At 38.8% G+C, this 16,435-nt stretch carries 16 protein-coding genes and 1 tRNA gene; 1 reads left to right on the forward strand and 16 read right to left on the reverse strand.

The features are described from left to right. Window positions 1-9 precede the first annotated feature (9 nt). The 9 genes from gpmI to LIS78_RS25590 all read right to left on the reverse strand — a co-directional run bounded on the left by gpmI (window position 10) and on the right by LIS78_RS25590 (window position 8,993). Entirely contained in the window at window positions 10-1,542 is a 1,533-nt protein-coding gene (gene gpmI / locus LIS78_RS25550) for a 2,3-bisphosphoglycerate-independent phosphoglycerate mutase (RefSeq protein ID WP_209150748.1), read from the reverse strand. Further along, window positions 1,542-2,297 (reverse strand): triose-phosphate isomerase, encoded by a 756-nt coding sequence (tpiA, locus tag LIS78_RS25555; RefSeq protein WP_013085385.1) that lies wholly within the window; start codon window positions 2,295-2,297, stop codon window positions 1,542-1,544. The genes gpmI and tpiA overlap by 1 nt, the downstream gene beginning before the upstream one ends. 175 nt (window positions 2,298-2,472) lie before the next feature. Next, the gene (locus tag LIS78_RS25560; protein WP_195781618.1) at window positions 2,473-3,657 is read right to left on the reverse strand and encodes a phosphoglycerate kinase; all 1,185 of its coding nucleotides are present in this window, start codon (window positions 3,655-3,657) and stop codon (window positions 2,473-2,475) included. 309 nt (window positions 3,658-3,966) lie between these two features. Further along, on the reverse strand, window positions 3,967-4,974 hold the full coding sequence (gene gap / locus LIS78_RS25565; protein ID WP_013059702.1) for a type I glyceraldehyde-3-phosphate dehydrogenase: 1,008 nt from the start codon (window positions 4,972-4,974) through the stop codon (window positions 3,967-3,969). 46 nt (window positions 4,975-5,020) lie between these two features. Continuing rightward, entirely contained in the window at window positions 5,021-6,049 is a 1,029-nt protein-coding gene (locus LIS78_RS25570) for a sugar-binding transcriptional regulator (RefSeq protein WP_013085386.1), read from the reverse strand. A 133-nt stretch (window positions 6,050-6,182) separates the two neighbouring features. Continuing rightward, a complete protein-coding gene (locus LIS78_RS25575) occupies window positions 6,183-6,431 on the reverse strand; it encodes a glutaredoxin family protein (protein ID WP_043977322.1) in 249 nt (82 codons plus the stop codon). A 12-nt stretch (window positions 6,432-6,443) separates the two neighbouring features. Further along, window positions 6,444-7,754, reverse strand: a complete 1,311-nt coding sequence (gene rpoN / locus LIS78_RS25580; protein ID WP_074681734.1) for an RNA polymerase factor sigma-54 — start codon at window positions 7,752-7,754, stop codon at window positions 6,444-6,446. A 291-nt stretch (window positions 7,755-8,045) separates the two neighbouring features. Continuing rightward, window positions 8,046-8,720 carry a DUF8580 domain-containing lipoprotein gene (locus LIS78_RS25585; RefSeq protein ID WP_195781616.1) on the reverse strand — a complete coding sequence of 225 codons (675 nt, stop codon included), beginning with the start codon at window positions 8,718-8,720 and terminating at the stop codon, window positions 8,046-8,048. 201 nt (window positions 8,721-8,921) lie between these two features. Further along, window positions 8,922-8,993 (reverse strand) — tRNA-Arg (locus tag LIS78_RS25590). 220 nt (window positions 8,994-9,213) lie between these two features. Between LIS78_RS25590 and clpP the strand changes: the two genes are divergently transcribed. Beyond that, complete coding sequence (gene clpP, locus LIS78_RS25595) at window positions 9,214-9,801, forward strand: ATP-dependent Clp endopeptidase proteolytic subunit ClpP (RefSeq protein ID WP_013059707.1); 588 nt, start codon at window positions 9,214-9,216, stop codon at window positions 9,799-9,801. Between the two features lie 33 nt (window positions 9,802-9,834). Here the strand turns inward: clpP and LIS78_RS25600 are convergent, their stop codons facing one another. The 7 genes from LIS78_RS25600 to LIS78_RS25630 form a co-directional block, all read right to left on the reverse strand. After that, window positions 9,835-10,089, reverse strand: a complete 255-nt coding sequence (locus LIS78_RS25600) for an HPr family phosphocarrier protein (protein WP_013059708.1) — start codon at window positions 10,087-10,089, stop codon at window positions 9,835-9,837. Window positions 10,090-10,117: 28 nt separating this feature from the next. Continuing rightward, window positions 10,118-11,062, reverse strand: coding sequence for a DNA-binding protein WhiA (gene whiA / locus LIS78_RS25605; RefSeq protein ID WP_013085390.1), 945 nt, complete (start codon window positions 11,060-11,062; stop codon window positions 10,118-10,120). Between the two features lie 33 nt (window positions 11,063-11,095). Further along, window positions 11,096-12,082, reverse strand: coding sequence for a gluconeogenesis factor YvcK family protein (locus LIS78_RS25610; RefSeq protein WP_013085391.1), 987 nt, complete (start codon window positions 12,080-12,082; stop codon window positions 11,096-11,098). After that, entirely contained in the window at window positions 12,079-12,972 is an 894-nt protein-coding gene (gene rapZ / locus LIS78_RS25615; protein ID WP_013059711.1) for an RNase adapter RapZ, read from the reverse strand. Before rapZ ends, LIS78_RS25610 begins: the two co-directional genes overlap by 4 nt. A gap of 41 nt (window positions 12,973-13,013) precedes the next feature. After that, window positions 13,014-13,472 carry an 8-oxo-dGTP diphosphatase gene (locus tag LIS78_RS25620; protein ID WP_013059712.1) on the reverse strand — a complete coding sequence of 153 codons (459 nt, stop codon included), beginning with the start codon at window positions 13,470-13,472 and terminating at the stop codon, window positions 13,014-13,016. A gap of 303 nt (window positions 13,473-13,775) precedes the next feature. After that, the gene (trxB, locus tag LIS78_RS25625; protein ID WP_013059713.1) at window positions 13,776-14,729 is read right to left on the reverse strand and encodes a thioredoxin-disulfide reductase; all 954 of its coding nucleotides are present in this window, start codon (window positions 14,727-14,729) and stop codon (window positions 13,776-13,778) included. Between the two features lie 111 nt (window positions 14,730-14,840). Then, entirely contained in the window at window positions 14,841-16,343 is a 1,503-nt protein-coding gene (locus LIS78_RS25630) for a tetratricopeptide repeat protein (RefSeq protein WP_209150749.1), read from the reverse strand. Between the last annotated feature and the right edge of the window lie 92 nt (window positions 16,344-16,435).

Here is a 16,435-nt window from a genome sequence, read left to right on the forward strand (position 1 = left end):
TATAATTAATTATTTAATTAATGTTTTACCTGTCATTTCTTTTGGCTGTGCTACATCTAGAAGAGTAAGCATCGTAGGAGCTAGATCTCCTAGAATACCGTCTTCACGAAGTTCTAAGCCTTGTTTGGTTACGATTACTGGAACAGGATTCGTTGTATGAGCCGTCATTGGATTACCTTCAAGCGTAATCACTTCATCAGCATTACCATGGTCTGCTGTGATGATTGCTGTACCGCCTTTAGCTAAAATTGCATCTACAATTTTGCCTAAGCACTCATCTACTGTTTCAATCGCTTTTACCGTTGGTTCTAACATACCTGAATGGCCTACCATATCAGGATTTGCAAAGTTTAATAAAATAGCGTCTTGCTTATCGCCTTCGATTTCTGCAAGCAACGCGTCCGTCACTTCATAAGCACTCATCTCGGGTTTCAAGTCATATGTTGCTACTTTTGGTGAATCGATTAAGATACGTGTTTCACCAGGAAACTCTGCTTCACGTCCACCGCTCATAAAGAACGTTACGTGAGGATATTTTTCTGTCTCGGCAATACGAAGCTGCTTTAAGTTATTTTGAGATAATACTTCACCAAGCGTGTTATCTAAGTTAATTGGCTTAAAGGCTACATATCCGTCAACTGTTTCGCTGAAGTGAGTTAGACATACAAAATGTAAGTTTTTCGGATGTTTTTCACCGCGATCAAATGAGCGGAAATCTTCGTTTGCGAACGTATTTGAAATTTGAATTGCGCGATCCGGACGGAAGTTGTAGAAAATAACTGCATCTTCGTCTTGAATTGTCGCAACTGGCGATCCGTCTTCTTTTGTAATAACAGAAGGTAAAACGAATTCGTCATAGATTCCATTTTCATACGAATCTTTTACGCACTCTTCAGCGCTTGTATATGATGGACCTTCGCCGTACACCATTGCGCGGTATGATTTCTCTACGCGCTCCCAGCGTTTGTCGCGGTCCATTGAGTAGTAACGTCCTGAAATTGTTGCAATTTCACCAACGCCGTACTCTTCAATTTTTTCATTAAGTTCTTTTAAATACGTTTCAGCAGATTGAGGTGCTACGTCACGACCATCTAAGAAGCCATGAATATAGACTTTTTCTAAGCCTTCACTCTTAGCTAGACGCAATAATGCATATAGATGTTCGATATGACTGTGTACACCGCCATCAGATAAAAGTCCGAAAAGATGAAGGTTTGTACCCTTTTCTTTTGCGTGCTTTACAGCTGCTAGAAGCGTTTCGTTTTGTTCAAACTCGCCTTCACGAATTGCTACGTTTACACGAGTTAAGCTTTGGTACACAATTCGGCCTGCGCCGATGTTTAAGTGACCTACTTCAGAGTTACCCATTTGGCCTTCTGGTAAGCCTACAGCTTCTCCAGACGCCTGAAGTGTAGCATGAGGATACTCGTTCCAGAAACGGTCGAAGTTTGGTTTTTTTGCATGTGTTACCGCATTACCTTTATCTTCATCGCGTAATGCAAAACCATCTAAGATGATTAATGCTACTGGCTTTTTACTCATTACTTACCAGCCTCCAAAAGCTGTAAGAAAGAATCTGCTTCTAAGCTTGCTCCACCTACTAAAGCTCCGTCAATGTCTGATTGAGACATATATTCTTTAATATTAGCAGGTTTTACGCTACCGCCGTATTGAATACGTACAGCATCTGCAACATCTTGAGAGAATTGTTCTGCAACAACGCTACGGATGTATGCACAAACTTCGTTTGCACCTTCAGCAGTTGAAGATTTACCTGTACCGATTGCCCAGATTGGCTCATATGCGATAACCGTTTGCTTTACTTGCTCATCAGTTAGACCAGCTAATGCTTTTTGTACTTGATTAGCTACAACTGTTTTTGTTTGATCTTGTTCATACTCTTCGTTTGTTTCACCGCAGCAAACGATTGGTGTTAAACCGTGTTTGAATGCAGCAATTGTTTTTTGGTTTACTGTTTCGTCCGTTTCAGCAAACATTTCACGACGCTCAGAGTGTCCTAAAATGACATAGTTCACACCTAAGTCTGCTAAGGCAACAGGGCTCACTTCTCCAGTGAAGGCACCGTTTTCTTCAAAGTGCATGTTTTGTGCACCAATTTTTAAGTCTGTGCCTTTAGTCGCTTCTACTAAACGATCTAAAAATAGTGCAGGTGCACATACTACTGAATCTACGCTTTCAGGAGATGGTACTGCTCCTTTTACTTCTTCAACAAAGCTAGTTGCTTCAGAAAGTACTTTGTTCATTTTCCAGTTTCCTGCAATAATTGGTTTACGCATGTATAACACCGTCCTTTGTTTATTGTGGGTTTTCCCTTCACGCGTTAGATGTCCAAGAGGGTGCTGTTAAAAGTGATTCGGTCCCTTTTATCTCTTGGTCACCCTTCTTCGCTGCTTGATAATGTTTTATATTATCAGTCGTCAGGTCGGTCCTCCGTCTTACTGAAACATAAACTTACTTATCGTTTAATGCAACTACGCCTGGAAGTTCTTTACCTTCCATAAACTCTAGTGACGCACCGCCACCTGTAGAAATATGGCTCATTTTATCAGCTAAATTGAATTTTTCAACAGCTGCTGCAGAGTCTCCTCCGCCGATTACTGAATATGTGTCAGTTGCTTCTGCTAAAGCTTCAGCTACTGCTTTTGTTCCGTTAGCAAATGCGTCTAATTCAAATACACCCATTGGTCCGTTCCAAATAACTAACTTAGAGTTTTTGATTACGTCAGCATAGATTTCACGCGTTTTCGGTCCTGCGTCTAAGCCTTCCCAATCGCTTGGAATGTTTTCAATTGATACAACTTGAGTATTAGCATCATTTGAGAAGTCATCTGCTACTACCACGTCCACTGGCATGTAGAAGTTTACTCCGTTTTTCTTAGCTTTTTCCATGAAAGATTTTGCAAGTTCAATCTTGTCTTCTTCAAGAAGTGATTTACCTACTTCATGGCCTAGTGCCTTAATAAATGTGTAAGAAAGTCCTCCACCGATGATTAAGTTATCTACTTTATCAAGCAAGTGGTCAATTACACCGATTTTGTCTTTAACTTTTGCTCCACCAACGATTGCAGTAAATGGACGTTCTGGGTTTGATAATGCTTTTGAAAGCACATCAAGCTCTTTTTCCATTAAGAAACCTGCTACTGCTGGAATATGTTGTGCAATTCCTTCTGTTGAAGCATGCGCACGGTGAGCTGCACCGAATGCATCGTTTACGTACACGTCTGCTAATTCAGCAAATGCTTTTGCTAATTCAGGATCGTTTTTCTCTTCACCTGGGTAAAAACGTACGTTTTCAAGTACTAAAACATCGCCTTCGCTCATACCGTCGATTGTTTTCTTTACTTCTTCACCAAAAGCTTCGTCAGCTTTTGCAACGTCTTTACCAAGAAGAGCTTGTAAACGTTCTGCAACAGCATTTAGACGTAACTCTTCAACAACTTCGCCTTTTGGACGTCCAAGATGGCTAGCTAAAATTACTTTTGCACCTTGTTCTACTAAATATTGAATAGTAGGAATAGCTGCACGAATACGAGTTTCGTCTGTTACTTTCCCGTCTTTCATTGGTACGTTAAAGTCTACGCGACAAAATACTCGCTTTCCTTTTACATCGATGTCTTTCAACGTTTTTTTGTTCATCGTTAAAAGGCCTCCTTAAGTATTTATGGTACTAAGCAAGTAGGCTTCTATGTAATCATCAATCCACAAACCACCGTACATTTCATTTTATATATTGGCGCCTTTCTATATAAAGTGAAACTCCAGTTAGCTGCTTATGACGCTTTTTCATGTAGAAGCCAATACATAAATCAAGGAAGAGGGGGTATGCCCCTCTCTTCCTTAGCAAGTCTTATTATAGTCGTTCTATTTTCAGATATCCAATAAAAAAGGAAAGTCTAGTCGATTTCTGTCTTATTGAATAAAATAGAAACGAATTTTAAGTTATTCTTATAGTCCTTTAGCAGCGATGTATTGAGCAAGGTCTACTACACGGTTAGAATATCCGCTCTCGTTGTCGTACCAAGAGATAACTTTAACCATGTTACCTTCCATTACCATTGTAGATAATGCATCGATTGTAGAAGAGTTGATGTTACCATTGTAGTCACCAGATACTAGTGGCTCTTCGCTGTAACCAAGGATACCTTTAAGATCGCCTTCAGCAGCTTCTTTAAGAGCGTTGTTTACATCCTCAACAGTTACTTCTTTGTCAAGTTCAGCAACTAAGTCTACTAAAGAAACGTTTGGAGTTGGAACACGCATAGCTCCACCGTTTAATTTACCTTTTAATTCAGGTAATACTAGAGATACAGCTTTAGCAGCACCAGTTGAAGTTGGGATGATGTTTTCAGCAGCTGCACGAGCACGACGGTAATCTTTGTGTGGTAAGTCTAAGATTTGTTGGTCGTTTGTGTAAGAGTGAACTGTTGTCATCATTCCGCGTTTAAGACCGAACTTGTCATTTAACACTTTAGCAAATGGCGCTAAGCAGTTAGTTGTACAAGAAGCGTTTGAAATTACGTTGTGGTTAGCCGCATCGTATTTGTCTTCGTTAACACCCATTACGATTGTGATATCTTCGTCAGATGCTGGAGCAGAGATGATTACTTTTTTAGCTCCTGCTTCTAAGTGTTTTGCAGCGTCAGCGCGTTTTGTGAAGAATCCAGTAGATTCAACAACGATTTCTACGCCTTGTTTGCCCCAAGATAATTGAGCTGGGTCACGTTCAGCAGAGATTTCGATTGTTTTACCGTTTACTACTAAGTTGCTACCATCTACTACTACTTCTGCATCTAATTTTCCGTGTACAGAATCATATTTTAAAAGGTGAGCAAGCATGTTAGCATCTGTTAAGTCGTTAATTGCTACTACTTCAACGTTATCATTTTTTAAAGCTGCACGGAATACGTTACGGCCGATACGACCAAATCCGTTAATACCAATTTTTACTGCCATGGGTATTTCCTCCTTGAATGTAAAAAGTATTTTTTTATATGAGGGATTAATTAAAATCCCTTACTAACTCTTTCGCGGCGCCTTCATCTGTAATGAGAATCGAATCATGCGCTTGTTGCATAAACGCTTTAATTGCCTTTGCTTTTGATGAACCTCCTGCAACAGCAATAACACATTTATTGTTCTTTAAATCATCGAGTTGTATGCCAACTGTTTTAACTTTATGAACAACTTCGCCTTGATGATTAAAATAGTATCCAAATGCCTCACCTACAGCATGTCCATTTTTCACTTTTTCTAAGTCAGCTTGTGGTGTTTTACGGCGTTCTGCCATTGTCATAGCGTCTCCTATTCCATGAACAACCATACCAGCAGACTTAATTAAATGAAGCATGTCTTTAATAGATGGTTCACCGATAATGGATCGGTATGCTTCATCACTAAGCTGATCTGGAACATGAAGCAAGCGATAGTGACTCATGGACTTTTCAGCCATCTTAGCACAAATCGTATTTGCTTGGTTTTGTACATTTTCACCTAGCCCTCCGCGAGCAGGTACAAAAAGTACATCAGGGTGTTTTAAATCAGGTGTCATCATTTCGGCAACGGCGGCAAGCGTGGTACCACCTGTAACAGCAACGGTATTTTTTTTACCAACAAGGCGCTCCTTGATACACGAAACAGATGCTCGACCCATTTCATTTTTGACCCAAGGAGACTGATCACTATCTCCAGATACAACAACAACTTCTGATAAAGAAAACGCCTCTTTTAATGTTGTTTCCAATAATCGAAGTCCTGAAACTTCCTTCATTACTTCTTCTAATTCAGCCAGAAGGAGTTCTCCCTCATTTGTAAGCGTCATTCCACTAGGGTAAATGTCAATCAAATCTTGTTCTTTTAAGAATGTTACTTCGCTTCGTAACACACGCTCTGTTAGCCCAAGGCTTACAGCTAAGTTTCTGCGGCCAATCGGCTGCATTAAACGTATGTATTGCAAGATTTGATAGCGCTTTTGCATAACTGAGAGAAGTTCAGGTAATAATTTTCGTTGTACTTCTATTAAAGAACGCATGTTAAAATCCCCTTAAGGCATAAACTCGCTGGACACATTTTGTCCCATATAGACATATTATGTCCCACCTTGCGCAAAAAAAATTCACCCTGCTACAAAATCTATTCTAACAGGAGTGAATCCTTTATTCAACTCATGTGTTGCCTATTTTTAAAAGTAAGCGTTTTCTTAACGGAATACCTGTTATTTTTCCGTATTCCACTTCTTCTCCATCCATTTCTACTACAGGAATGGCAAGATGATACTTTTCCAGCCACTCATCGTTTTTGTAAATATCTCGTTCAATAAGCTGAAAGGGAAACTCCGACTGCAGCTCTGCAAGCAGCTTCTTTGCATCATCGCATAAGTGACAGCCATTTTTGGTATACAGTACGACTTCCACATTCCCACTCCTTTACTGCGTGACAAAAAGTTTTCGTTGACTGGATGGTAGAACGTTTAATTGATCTCGATATTTGGCTACCGTTCTTCTTGAAATAGTAACGTTATAATTGCTTTGCAAGACGTTAGCCAACTGCTGATCTGAAAGCGGACGCTGTTTGTTTTCTTCTGATACTAGCTTTTTAAGCAGTTCTTTTACGTGAGTTGTAGAAGTCGCTTCGTTGTTGCCCAGTTGAATACTAGTTGAGAAAAAAGATTTCATTGAAAAGGTGCCAAAAGGCGTTTGAATATATTTGTGCCGAGTAGCACGGCTAATCGTTGATTCATGCACAGACGTTTGTTCCGCTACTTCCTTCATTGTTAACGGCTTCAAATACGAAGGACCCTTTTTAAAAAATGCTTCTTGTTCAACGAGTAAGGTATTCATTAATGCGTTTAATGTATCTTTGCGTGTGTGTAAACTTTTCATAATCCATTGAAATTCACGATATTTCTCTTGCAAATAAGAAAACATTTCTTGGTTCTGCCTATTTTTCAGCTGAAGTTTGTATTGTTCATTCACTGAAAGACGAGGTTCCAAATCCTCATTTGCATAAGCAACGACATTTCCATCTTCAATTTTTACAATAAAATCCGGTACAATGAATCGTTCATTGGACTTCATATAAAATGATCCAGGACGAGGATTTAATTTCTTAATCTGTTCATGTAATTGTTGAAGAGCTTCAAGTGAGATTTGACATAACTTTGAGATTTTCATCCATTTTTTATACGCAAATTCCTCAAAGTGATGTGTCAAAATTTGCTCTATTTTTTCTGTCCATTGATTACTTCTTTTTAATTGAAGCATTAAGCACTCTTGTAAACTTCTTGCCCCTACTCCTGCCGGGTCCATCTGCTGCACAAGTTGAAGAGCCTTTTCAACCTGCTCTTGACCTTGGCCAAGCTGGTTAGCAAGTATGATTAACTCATCGTGCAAATAGCCGGCATCATCCAGACTATGAATAACAAATTCAACGGCTGCCTGCTCACATTCATCTAATTTTAACAATGCGGATTGATTCATTAAATGTTCGTACAGCGTTTCTTTAGGAGCTGGTATACTGCTCATATAATCTGTTGAATCAGAAGTTGCATGATTTTTTTGATTGTGAGATGTATAGACGGGCAGCTCTGAAAAATCTATAAGCGGATTTTGAAGCGCCTGCTCATGTAAAAACGCTACAATATCCATCGATGAATATTGTAAAAGAGAAATAGCTTGTGATAATTCTTTTGACATCGTCAGCTTTAACGACTGCTGCTGAAATAATCCAATCTCCATTATTTCTCCCCTCCCCTTCATCTATTTTACTATAAAAACGCTTTCAAAGAGCATGTAACTATTTTTTATATGTAATTTTTTCATCAAAAAATCTCCGTCAACCTTTGCTAACGAAGCGGTTCATCCTATTTTTAATTACTAACCATCAAAAAAGTAATAGAGCTATGTACCTTTATAACTTTTCATTATAATTCGCACCAACCACATGACATGATCCGAGTAATAATCCGACATGACGTTTTCTTCGTCATGTCGAATTTTCTGCATGTGTATAATATATAGAAGAATTACTTATTGAATGGTTTGTGCCATTTGCATAAACTTGTCCAAGTTTTCTTCGTCATTTTTCGTGAAGATGGTTAGCTTCATTGGTTTCTTTCCTTTAACCAACACGACGTTTACCGTATGATCGCCAGATGTGGCTTCATACCAAACAGAATCTTTGAAGATTCCATTCTCTTCAAGATTCTTTTTCTCTGCTGCATTTTTATTAACTGCTGTTGCCGTTTGTTTAACAGATTGAGCGGCCTCGTCCATCGACGTTTCTGATGAGAGCATTTCAATACGCATAAATTGAGAATCATCTGAAGTTAATACTAATGCATCTTTTCCTGGTTCTTCACCCGTTAGTTTATAGCCGTCCATTACTTGGATAGAATAGTCTTGTTCTGGGCTTTTTATTGGTTTTGTTTCTGAAGAAGGCGTCGGCTGTTTATCTTCAGCTGTTTCGCTAGTTGATGACTGACTTCCTGAAGGTTTGGTTGAGGCCTCGCTAGAATCAGCATCTTTTTTCGTCTCTTCTTTTTCAGCGCCTGATGTTTGATCAGATTTAGAAACCGTATCCTGCTGAACATTTTCTGCTTGATCATTAGACTTCGGCTGAGCAGAATCTTCGTTCGTCCCGCATGCAGATAGCAATAGCGCTAACGATGCACTGACAATGAAAAATTTGTTCTTATATTTCATATTTATTCCTCCTCCGTGTTTCTTTTCCTTATATACTGTTTTATAGTATTCTGACAAATTCCGCAACCGGTACAATGGAATTAATTTCTTGCTTCCTTGCGCGTATAAAGGGTTATAGGAGAAAAATAAATATTATTCTTTGAAAAGATGAGCCTTTTTACTCAAAATAAAAAACGTTGCGTAATCCGCAACGTTTTAAGACGCCCTCGACAGGATTCGAACCCACCCTAAGAGAACCGGAATCTCTTGTGCTATCCACTACACTACGAGGGCATATTTGTCACAACTTCCATTATAGGAGAGAAAACTTCTCTTTTCAATAGAATACTACGTTTATTTTTTTTAGAAGGGGGAAAAATTTTAATAATGTCAAAGAGGAATACATAGTCTTTTAAGCGAATATGTGTAGTAGAGGTTCTTTTGTTTGACCTTTATTGACCATACGTGTATTATAGGTACATAACAAATTATTCTTGTTAAGGAGGAATTTAATATGAACTTAATTCCTACAGTTATTGAACAAACAAACCGTGGTGAACGTGCTTATGACATTTATTCACGTTTATTAAAAGACCGCATTATTATTTTGGGTAGTGCTATTGACGATAATGTAGCTAACTCAATCGTTTCTCAGCTTTTATTCTTAGCTGCTGAAGACCCAGAAAAAGATATCTCACTTTATATCAACAGTCCAGGTGGCTCTATTACAGCTGGAATGGCTATCTATGATACGATGCAATTCATTAAGCCAAAAGTTTCTACAATTTGTATCGGTATGGCTGCATCAATGGGTGCTTTCTTACTGGCTGCTGGTGAAAAGGGCAAACGTTTTGCTCTTCCAAACAGTGAAGTAATGATTCATCAACCTCTTGGTGGTGCTCAAGGACAAGCTACTGAAATCGAAATCGCGGCAAAACGTATTCTATTCTTACGCGAAAAACTAAATTCAATTTTAGCTGAGCGTACAGGTCAACCGTTAGAAGTGCTACAACGTGATACAGATCGTGATAATTTCATGACTGCTGAACGCGCTTTAGAATACGGTCTAATTGACAAAGTATTAGAAAACGACCCTAAATAAAAAAAAGCCTTTCCCGCAGCGGGAAAGGTTTTTTTATGCATCGTTCTCTACATAAGCGACTAACGCATCCATTGCTTCTTTTTCATCTACCCCTTCAACAATGAGCGTAATAAGAGAACCGTTATTAATCGCTAAGCTCATTAACCCCATGATACTTTTAGCGTTGACTACTTTCTCATCTTTCTTCAAGTACACATCAGATGTAAAACGAGTTGCTTCTTGCACGAATAGTGCCGCAACACGAGCTTGTAATCCCGTTTTTAATTTTACTTCTACTTGTTTTTCCATGATAAAATCCTCCCCCTTGCAATTCCCCTTATGTGACTGGCTGACCGGCGCGAAGCTTGTCTGCTATTTGGTCAATTTTACGCAACCGATGGTTAATGCCCGATTTGCTAATTTGACCTCCAGATACCATCTCACCAAGCTCCTTTAACGTAACGTCTTGGTATTCTACACGCAAACGAGCAATTTCTCTTAGCTTTTCTGGTAAGATGTCTAATCCAGCTGTTTCATCAATATAACGAATGTTTTCCACTTGACGAATAGCCGCTCCGATCGTTTTATTTAAGTTAGCTGTTTCACAATTAACTAAGCGATTAACGGAATTTCGCATATCTCGGACGATTCTTACATCCTCAAACCGTAAAAGAGCGTTATGGGCTCCAATGATATTTAGAAACTCCGTAATTTTTTCAGCTTCTTTCAAATAGTTAATATAGCCTTTTTTCCGTTCTAATGTTTTACTATTCAATTGAAATTCGTTCATTAAATTGCATAAAGCTTCGTTGTGCTCTTCATACAATGAAAAGATTTCAAGATGGTACGATGATGTCTCTGGGTTATTAATAGAACCGCCGGCTAAAAATGCGCCTCTTAAGTAGGATCGCTTACAGCATTTCTTTTGTACTAGCTCTGGTGAAATACGATGTGTAAACGTGAATCCTTCTTCTACAATTTTTAAGTCTTCCAAAAGCATTCTCGTTTTCTCTACTAATCGAACAATATACACATTGTTTTTCTTCAACCGCATTTTCTTACGCACAAGCAGTTCTACTGACACATCATAATTTTTCTTAAGCAGGACATAAATGCGCCGAGCAATCGCTGCGTTTTCTGTTTGAACATCAACTGTGAATTTTTTATTCGAAAAAGAAAGTGAACCATTCATTCGAATTAATGCAGAAAGCTCTGCTTTTGCACAGCAATCTTTGACTTCTAAATTCGTTAACTCTTTTTTTGTTTCTGATGCAAATGACATAACTTCACCTCCAATCTACATACGGAAATAGTGTTAAACACCCGTATTCGCTTTACCTTGCAGCGATGTCAGCATAGAATACACAAGCTTTGCTACTTTTTTTGTATCATGCCTAATTACGCTGCCGTCATACTGAATAATTTGATCTTCAATCACTTCTAACCCTAATTTTAGCAATACTTCACGATCATATTCTACAGGCTGAGCCTGCTCTACTTGATATTTCTTTTTCAAAGGTGCTGGAATAGGTGCATTATTGACGATAATCGCATCTAAAAATGCACACGGCATATGATTGTAAAGCGCTTTAATATGATCACTTGCCTTAAAGCCCAATGTTTCACCCGGCTGCGTCATCACGTTGCATACGTACACTTTCTTTGCTTTTGTCGAACAAAGCTCGTTACAAATATCCTGCACCAGTAAATTCGGCAAAATACTTGTATAAAGACTTCCAGGCCCCAGTACAATTAAATCAGCGCGTCGAATAGCTTTTATTGTCTCGACAAGCGGTTTCACATCGGCGGGCGATAAAAATACTTTATTAATTTTTTTATTGACTTCTGGAATTTTAGATTCACCTGTTACGATGGATCCATCTTGCATCTCCGCATGCAGCACAACACTTTGATTAGCTGCTGGAAGTACTTTCCCTCTGACGTTTAGTACTTTGCTCATTTCTCGTATAGCATGCACAAAATCGCCAGTAATAGACGTCATAGCTGCAAGCAACAAATTGCCAAGAGAATGGCCTGTAAGCTCATTTCCTGTATCAAATCGATGCTGAAAAAGCTCTTCAACTAGTGGCTCTACATCAGATAAAGCAACTAGCACATTTCGAATATCACCAGGAGCAGGGATTTCAAGTTCATCGCGCAATCGGCCAGAACTTCCCCCGTCGTCTGCTACGGTTACGATGGCTGTAAGATCAAGAGGGTATTCCTTCAACCCTCTTAACAGCACTGGTAAACCCGTTCCTCCCCCAATGACGACAACTTTTGGAAGCTGTTCACTGCTCATCTATGATTTTCCTTTCTCCTCTCAATGTCACGATGAGAAATATGAGTTTTGTATTCATTCTGGAAATGGTGACCTAAATATTCAGCTAATGTGACGGAGCGATGCTGTCCGCCTGTGCATCCTATAGCAATGACCAGCTGGCTTTTACCTTCTCGCTTGTACTGTGGAAGCATAAACGAAAGTAAGTCTACTACTTTTTCAATGAACTTTTGAGTTTCCGTCCATTTTAATACGTAAGAAGAAACCTCTTCTTCAAGCCCTGTTTTAGGACGCATATGATCAATGTAGTGAGGGTTTGGCAAAAAGCGCACATCAAAGACTAAATCAGCGTCAATAGGTACACCATATTTAAAACCAAACGACATCACATTAACAGTAAAAACCTGTGAAGCGTGCGACGAAAACTGAGTTAAAATCTTTTCTCTAAGCTCTCTTGGTTTTAACTCTGACGTCTCATAAATAAGCTGAGCTCTTCCCTTTAACTCCTCAAGAAGCTCACGTTCCATACCAATTCCTTCTAAAGGTAAACCCGAAGGAGCTAGCGGATGTGAACGTCTCGTTTCTTTATAGCGTGTCACCAATACAGAATCTTTTGCATCTAAAAATAAAATTTGTGGCGTGACCCACGTTGTTTCACTCATGTTATCTAATGCTTCAAACAGGCTTTCAAAAAACTCTCTGCCTCGCAAGTCCATAACAAGAGCAACTTTATTCATTTTATTCCCTGACTCTTTCATGAGTTCTAAAAATTTCGGTAGCAATGTAGGGGGTAAATTATCTACACAAAAGAACCCTAAATCTTCAAAACTCTGAATTGCTACTGTTTTTCCTGCACCTGACATTCCAGTAATAATCACTAATTGAATATCGCTTACAGACCCAGTACTCATTTTCCATCCCCCTCAATCTATGCATACATGTCTATTTATCATTAACAAGGATCAATTCGATAAGATAATAACTCGAAATCCGTTGTATACGTAAAGTTGCCATAAATAACACCCGACCCTTTTGCTACATAATCGATAATGTGATGATCTCCCGGTGCCATCGGCAATTCACTTACTTCACTCAAATTATGCCAACCGAGTTTGCCTTCTTCTGATTCTAGCACATTTGTCCCATCAAAATCTGTAGCAAAAAAAGTAAACATCATCCATTCAGATGAAATTTGATCGTTTTCTTTCATCGTAAAAGTAAAGATACCTTTTACAGTGGGATTTTTCAAATAAATTCCCGTTTCTTCACGAAATTCTCTTACAACAGAGTCTTTTACAGATTCTCCTTGCTCCATTTTCCCACCCGGGGCCACCCACCAGTTTCTTCGTGGCTTTTGAAGCAACAATACTTTATCGTCTTTCATTAATACACAATTTGTGACCCTTTGCATGTTTTCCACCTCATCATATGTATACTGACATTTTCTTTTATTATACTACGAAACAAACTTCTCTCACAACGGAGATGAACTAACTATTACTAAATTTTCTGAAAATAGACCCTTGCTGTTATATACGTAAATTCAATCTGTTATAGTCACAAAAAAGAGGCATAGGAACACGTCCTATGCCCGACATACATATATTTTATAAAAGGGGGTCAATTACTATCTATATAGTACCCCATCAATGTTTCACAGGTGTTACAGAACAGTTAAAACCGAATTACGTTTTGTAAAAGATTGATTTCAGCCTTATTGCTGAATAGCTTTTAACTTTTCTTTTAACTCTTCTACATAGTGCTGAGCCGCTTGAGCAGCAATGCTGCCATCACCTGTAGCTGTTACAATTTGACGAAGAGCCTTTTCACGAACGTCTCCAGCTGCGAACACACCTGGTACTTTTGTTTCCATTTGCTCGTTCGTTTCAATATATCCTTCTTTATTTGTGATGTTTAGACTTTCGAATGGTTTTGTTAGTGGAACCATTCCAACATAAATGAATACGCCGTCCGCACCGAACTCGCGCTCTTCACCTGTTTTTGTGTCTACTAACGTTACGCTGCCTACTTTACCGTCTTTTTCATTTACTTCCTTGACCGTTGTATTCCAAATAAAATCAACTTTTTCGTTGTCAAATGCGCGCTGCTGTAGGATTTTCTGCGCGCGAAGCTCATCGCGTCGGTGAATAATTGTTACTTTTGTTGCGAAGCGTGTTAAATATACGCCTTCTTCAACCGCAGAGTCTCCACCGCCTACAACAACTAGCTCTTTACCTTTAAAAAATGCGCCGTCACATACAGCACAATAAGATACGCCGCGGCCGCCTAGTTCTTTTTCTCCTGGCGCGCCTAATTTTTTATATTCCGCACCAGTAGCAACGATTACTGAACGTGTTTTATATTCTTTGCTGCCTGCACGAACTGTCTTGTATTCTTCTCCGTCGATGATTTCTTTAATATCACCGTACGCATATTCCGCACCGAATTTTTTTGCATGCTCAAACATTTTGTTAGAAAGGTCAGGACCAAGGATATGATCATAACCTGGATAGTTTTCTACATCTTCCGTATTAGCCATTTGACCGCCTGGAATTCCGCGTTCAATCATTAGTGTTGATAAATCTGCACGAGATGTATATACAGCAGCAGTCATACCTGCTGGGCCTGCCCCAATAATAATGACATCATAAATTTTTTCTTCTGTCATTGCTTTACACTCCTTTTAGGAAATTCCTTCGTAGTTGATTCCAAATTTATGGATAATTATTTCGTTATCACTATCCTAATATGTTCTTCCTATTATCGTCTATTTTTTTGCTCAATTTAATAACGTATTCACAATTTTACTGTACTTTCTAACTGTTGCAGCGGAAATGGAATATTGTTTTGCCGCATCAGCTTGAGTAATAACCTGCCTTTTTTCTTTCGCCCATATATATGTGACGGCTGCAGCCCATGCATTTACGTTCACATGCTGAAAATCATAGGATTGTTTATATACCTGTACATATACATAAAACCAAAAGCTTAAAAGATCCTGGGTATCACTTTCAGCCTGCGATTCCATCTCCAGTTCAATAACATCTGCCACCTCAAAAATCACATGTTGTTTATCCTGCCATACGTACGTATATACTTCATCCAAAAGTGTACTCATATGTATGGACGACTTGATTTCTTCTAAAAGAAGCAGACGCTGCTGTTCAGGAAGCTTTTTTGCCATATACAAGCTGTAAAGCTGATCGTGAACATTTTTTGTTGCACACTTCTGTTTCGCTGTAACATCCACTTTCGATTGAAAAACCTTCGCAGCTTTTTGACTGATGCGCCAAGGCTCCTCTCCTTCTTTATCAGGAACGTCTTCCAATGCCAGCTTCCACATTTCTTTAGCGAACGCTTCACGTCCGGTATAGTAAGAGGCATATGAGAGCCAATAATGAAATGAGTTGTCTCCTTGAAATCCTTGTGTATAAAGCTTTTTTAACCATCTGTATGATAGTTTGTATTGACCAATCAACGCAAATGTTGCTCCGAGCTTATAGCGGTGTTCAAATGACATCGGATAAACGCGGCTAAGCCCGTCTGTAAGCTCCTCAACTTCTTTATGCTTATGGCAATAATAATAGAAAATCAGCTGATTGCATAACGCATGAAGATTTCCAGGGTTTTTCTCTAATACTCCATTCAGCAAATCCATTGCCTCATCAATTTTATTTAAATAAAAATAAGCTAACGCTAAATTATTATATGCAGACCAGAATTCTGGATACTCATCAATTATTTCAGTTAACAAATCCACTGCTTCTTCAAAATTCGTTTCTTCAAGCAGTCTTTTTGCTTGTTCTTGTTTTATAATCAGCATGTCGCCTAGCTGATTTTTAGGCTCTTCATCTTCTTCATCCACATCAATTGATAGTAAATCTAACAGATCTGTAGCCGATCGAAAGAGGTCACCATTTGGAAAATGCTCAATGTAATACATCGCGTATTTTTTTGATTCTTCAAACAGTCCAAGATGCGCATAGCTGTTGGCTATATAGTAGTAACAGCTTCCTAATGTATCGTCCATATGATGAATCACATGGAGAAAAAGCTCGTTGGCATCTTGATAATCTCCCCGCTCCGTTAAAGCTACTCCAACGTGTGTAAGAAGCTGTGGATTACGGGCATTTTCTTTGTTTGCACGCGTTAAATACTTGAGCGCTTTATCTGACTCCTCTTCTTCAAACGCCTGCAGCGCTTTTTCGAAATAGAAGTCACCCGTTTGCGAAAATGGAATTACTTGTGCCATTTTTTGAATTACTTTTGAGTGTTTTTCCATTAAGCCCTCCAAATAAGTTGATAATTTCGACGTTCGTAGTATATCACATTTGCCAAGAAGTTTAATACCTCTATTCAAAAAAGGAGCCTGCA

The sequence above is a fragment of the Priestia megaterium genome, from assembly GCF_023824195.1.
GTDB lineage: Bacteria > Bacillota > Bacilli > Bacillales > Bacillaceae_H > Priestia > Priestia megaterium_D.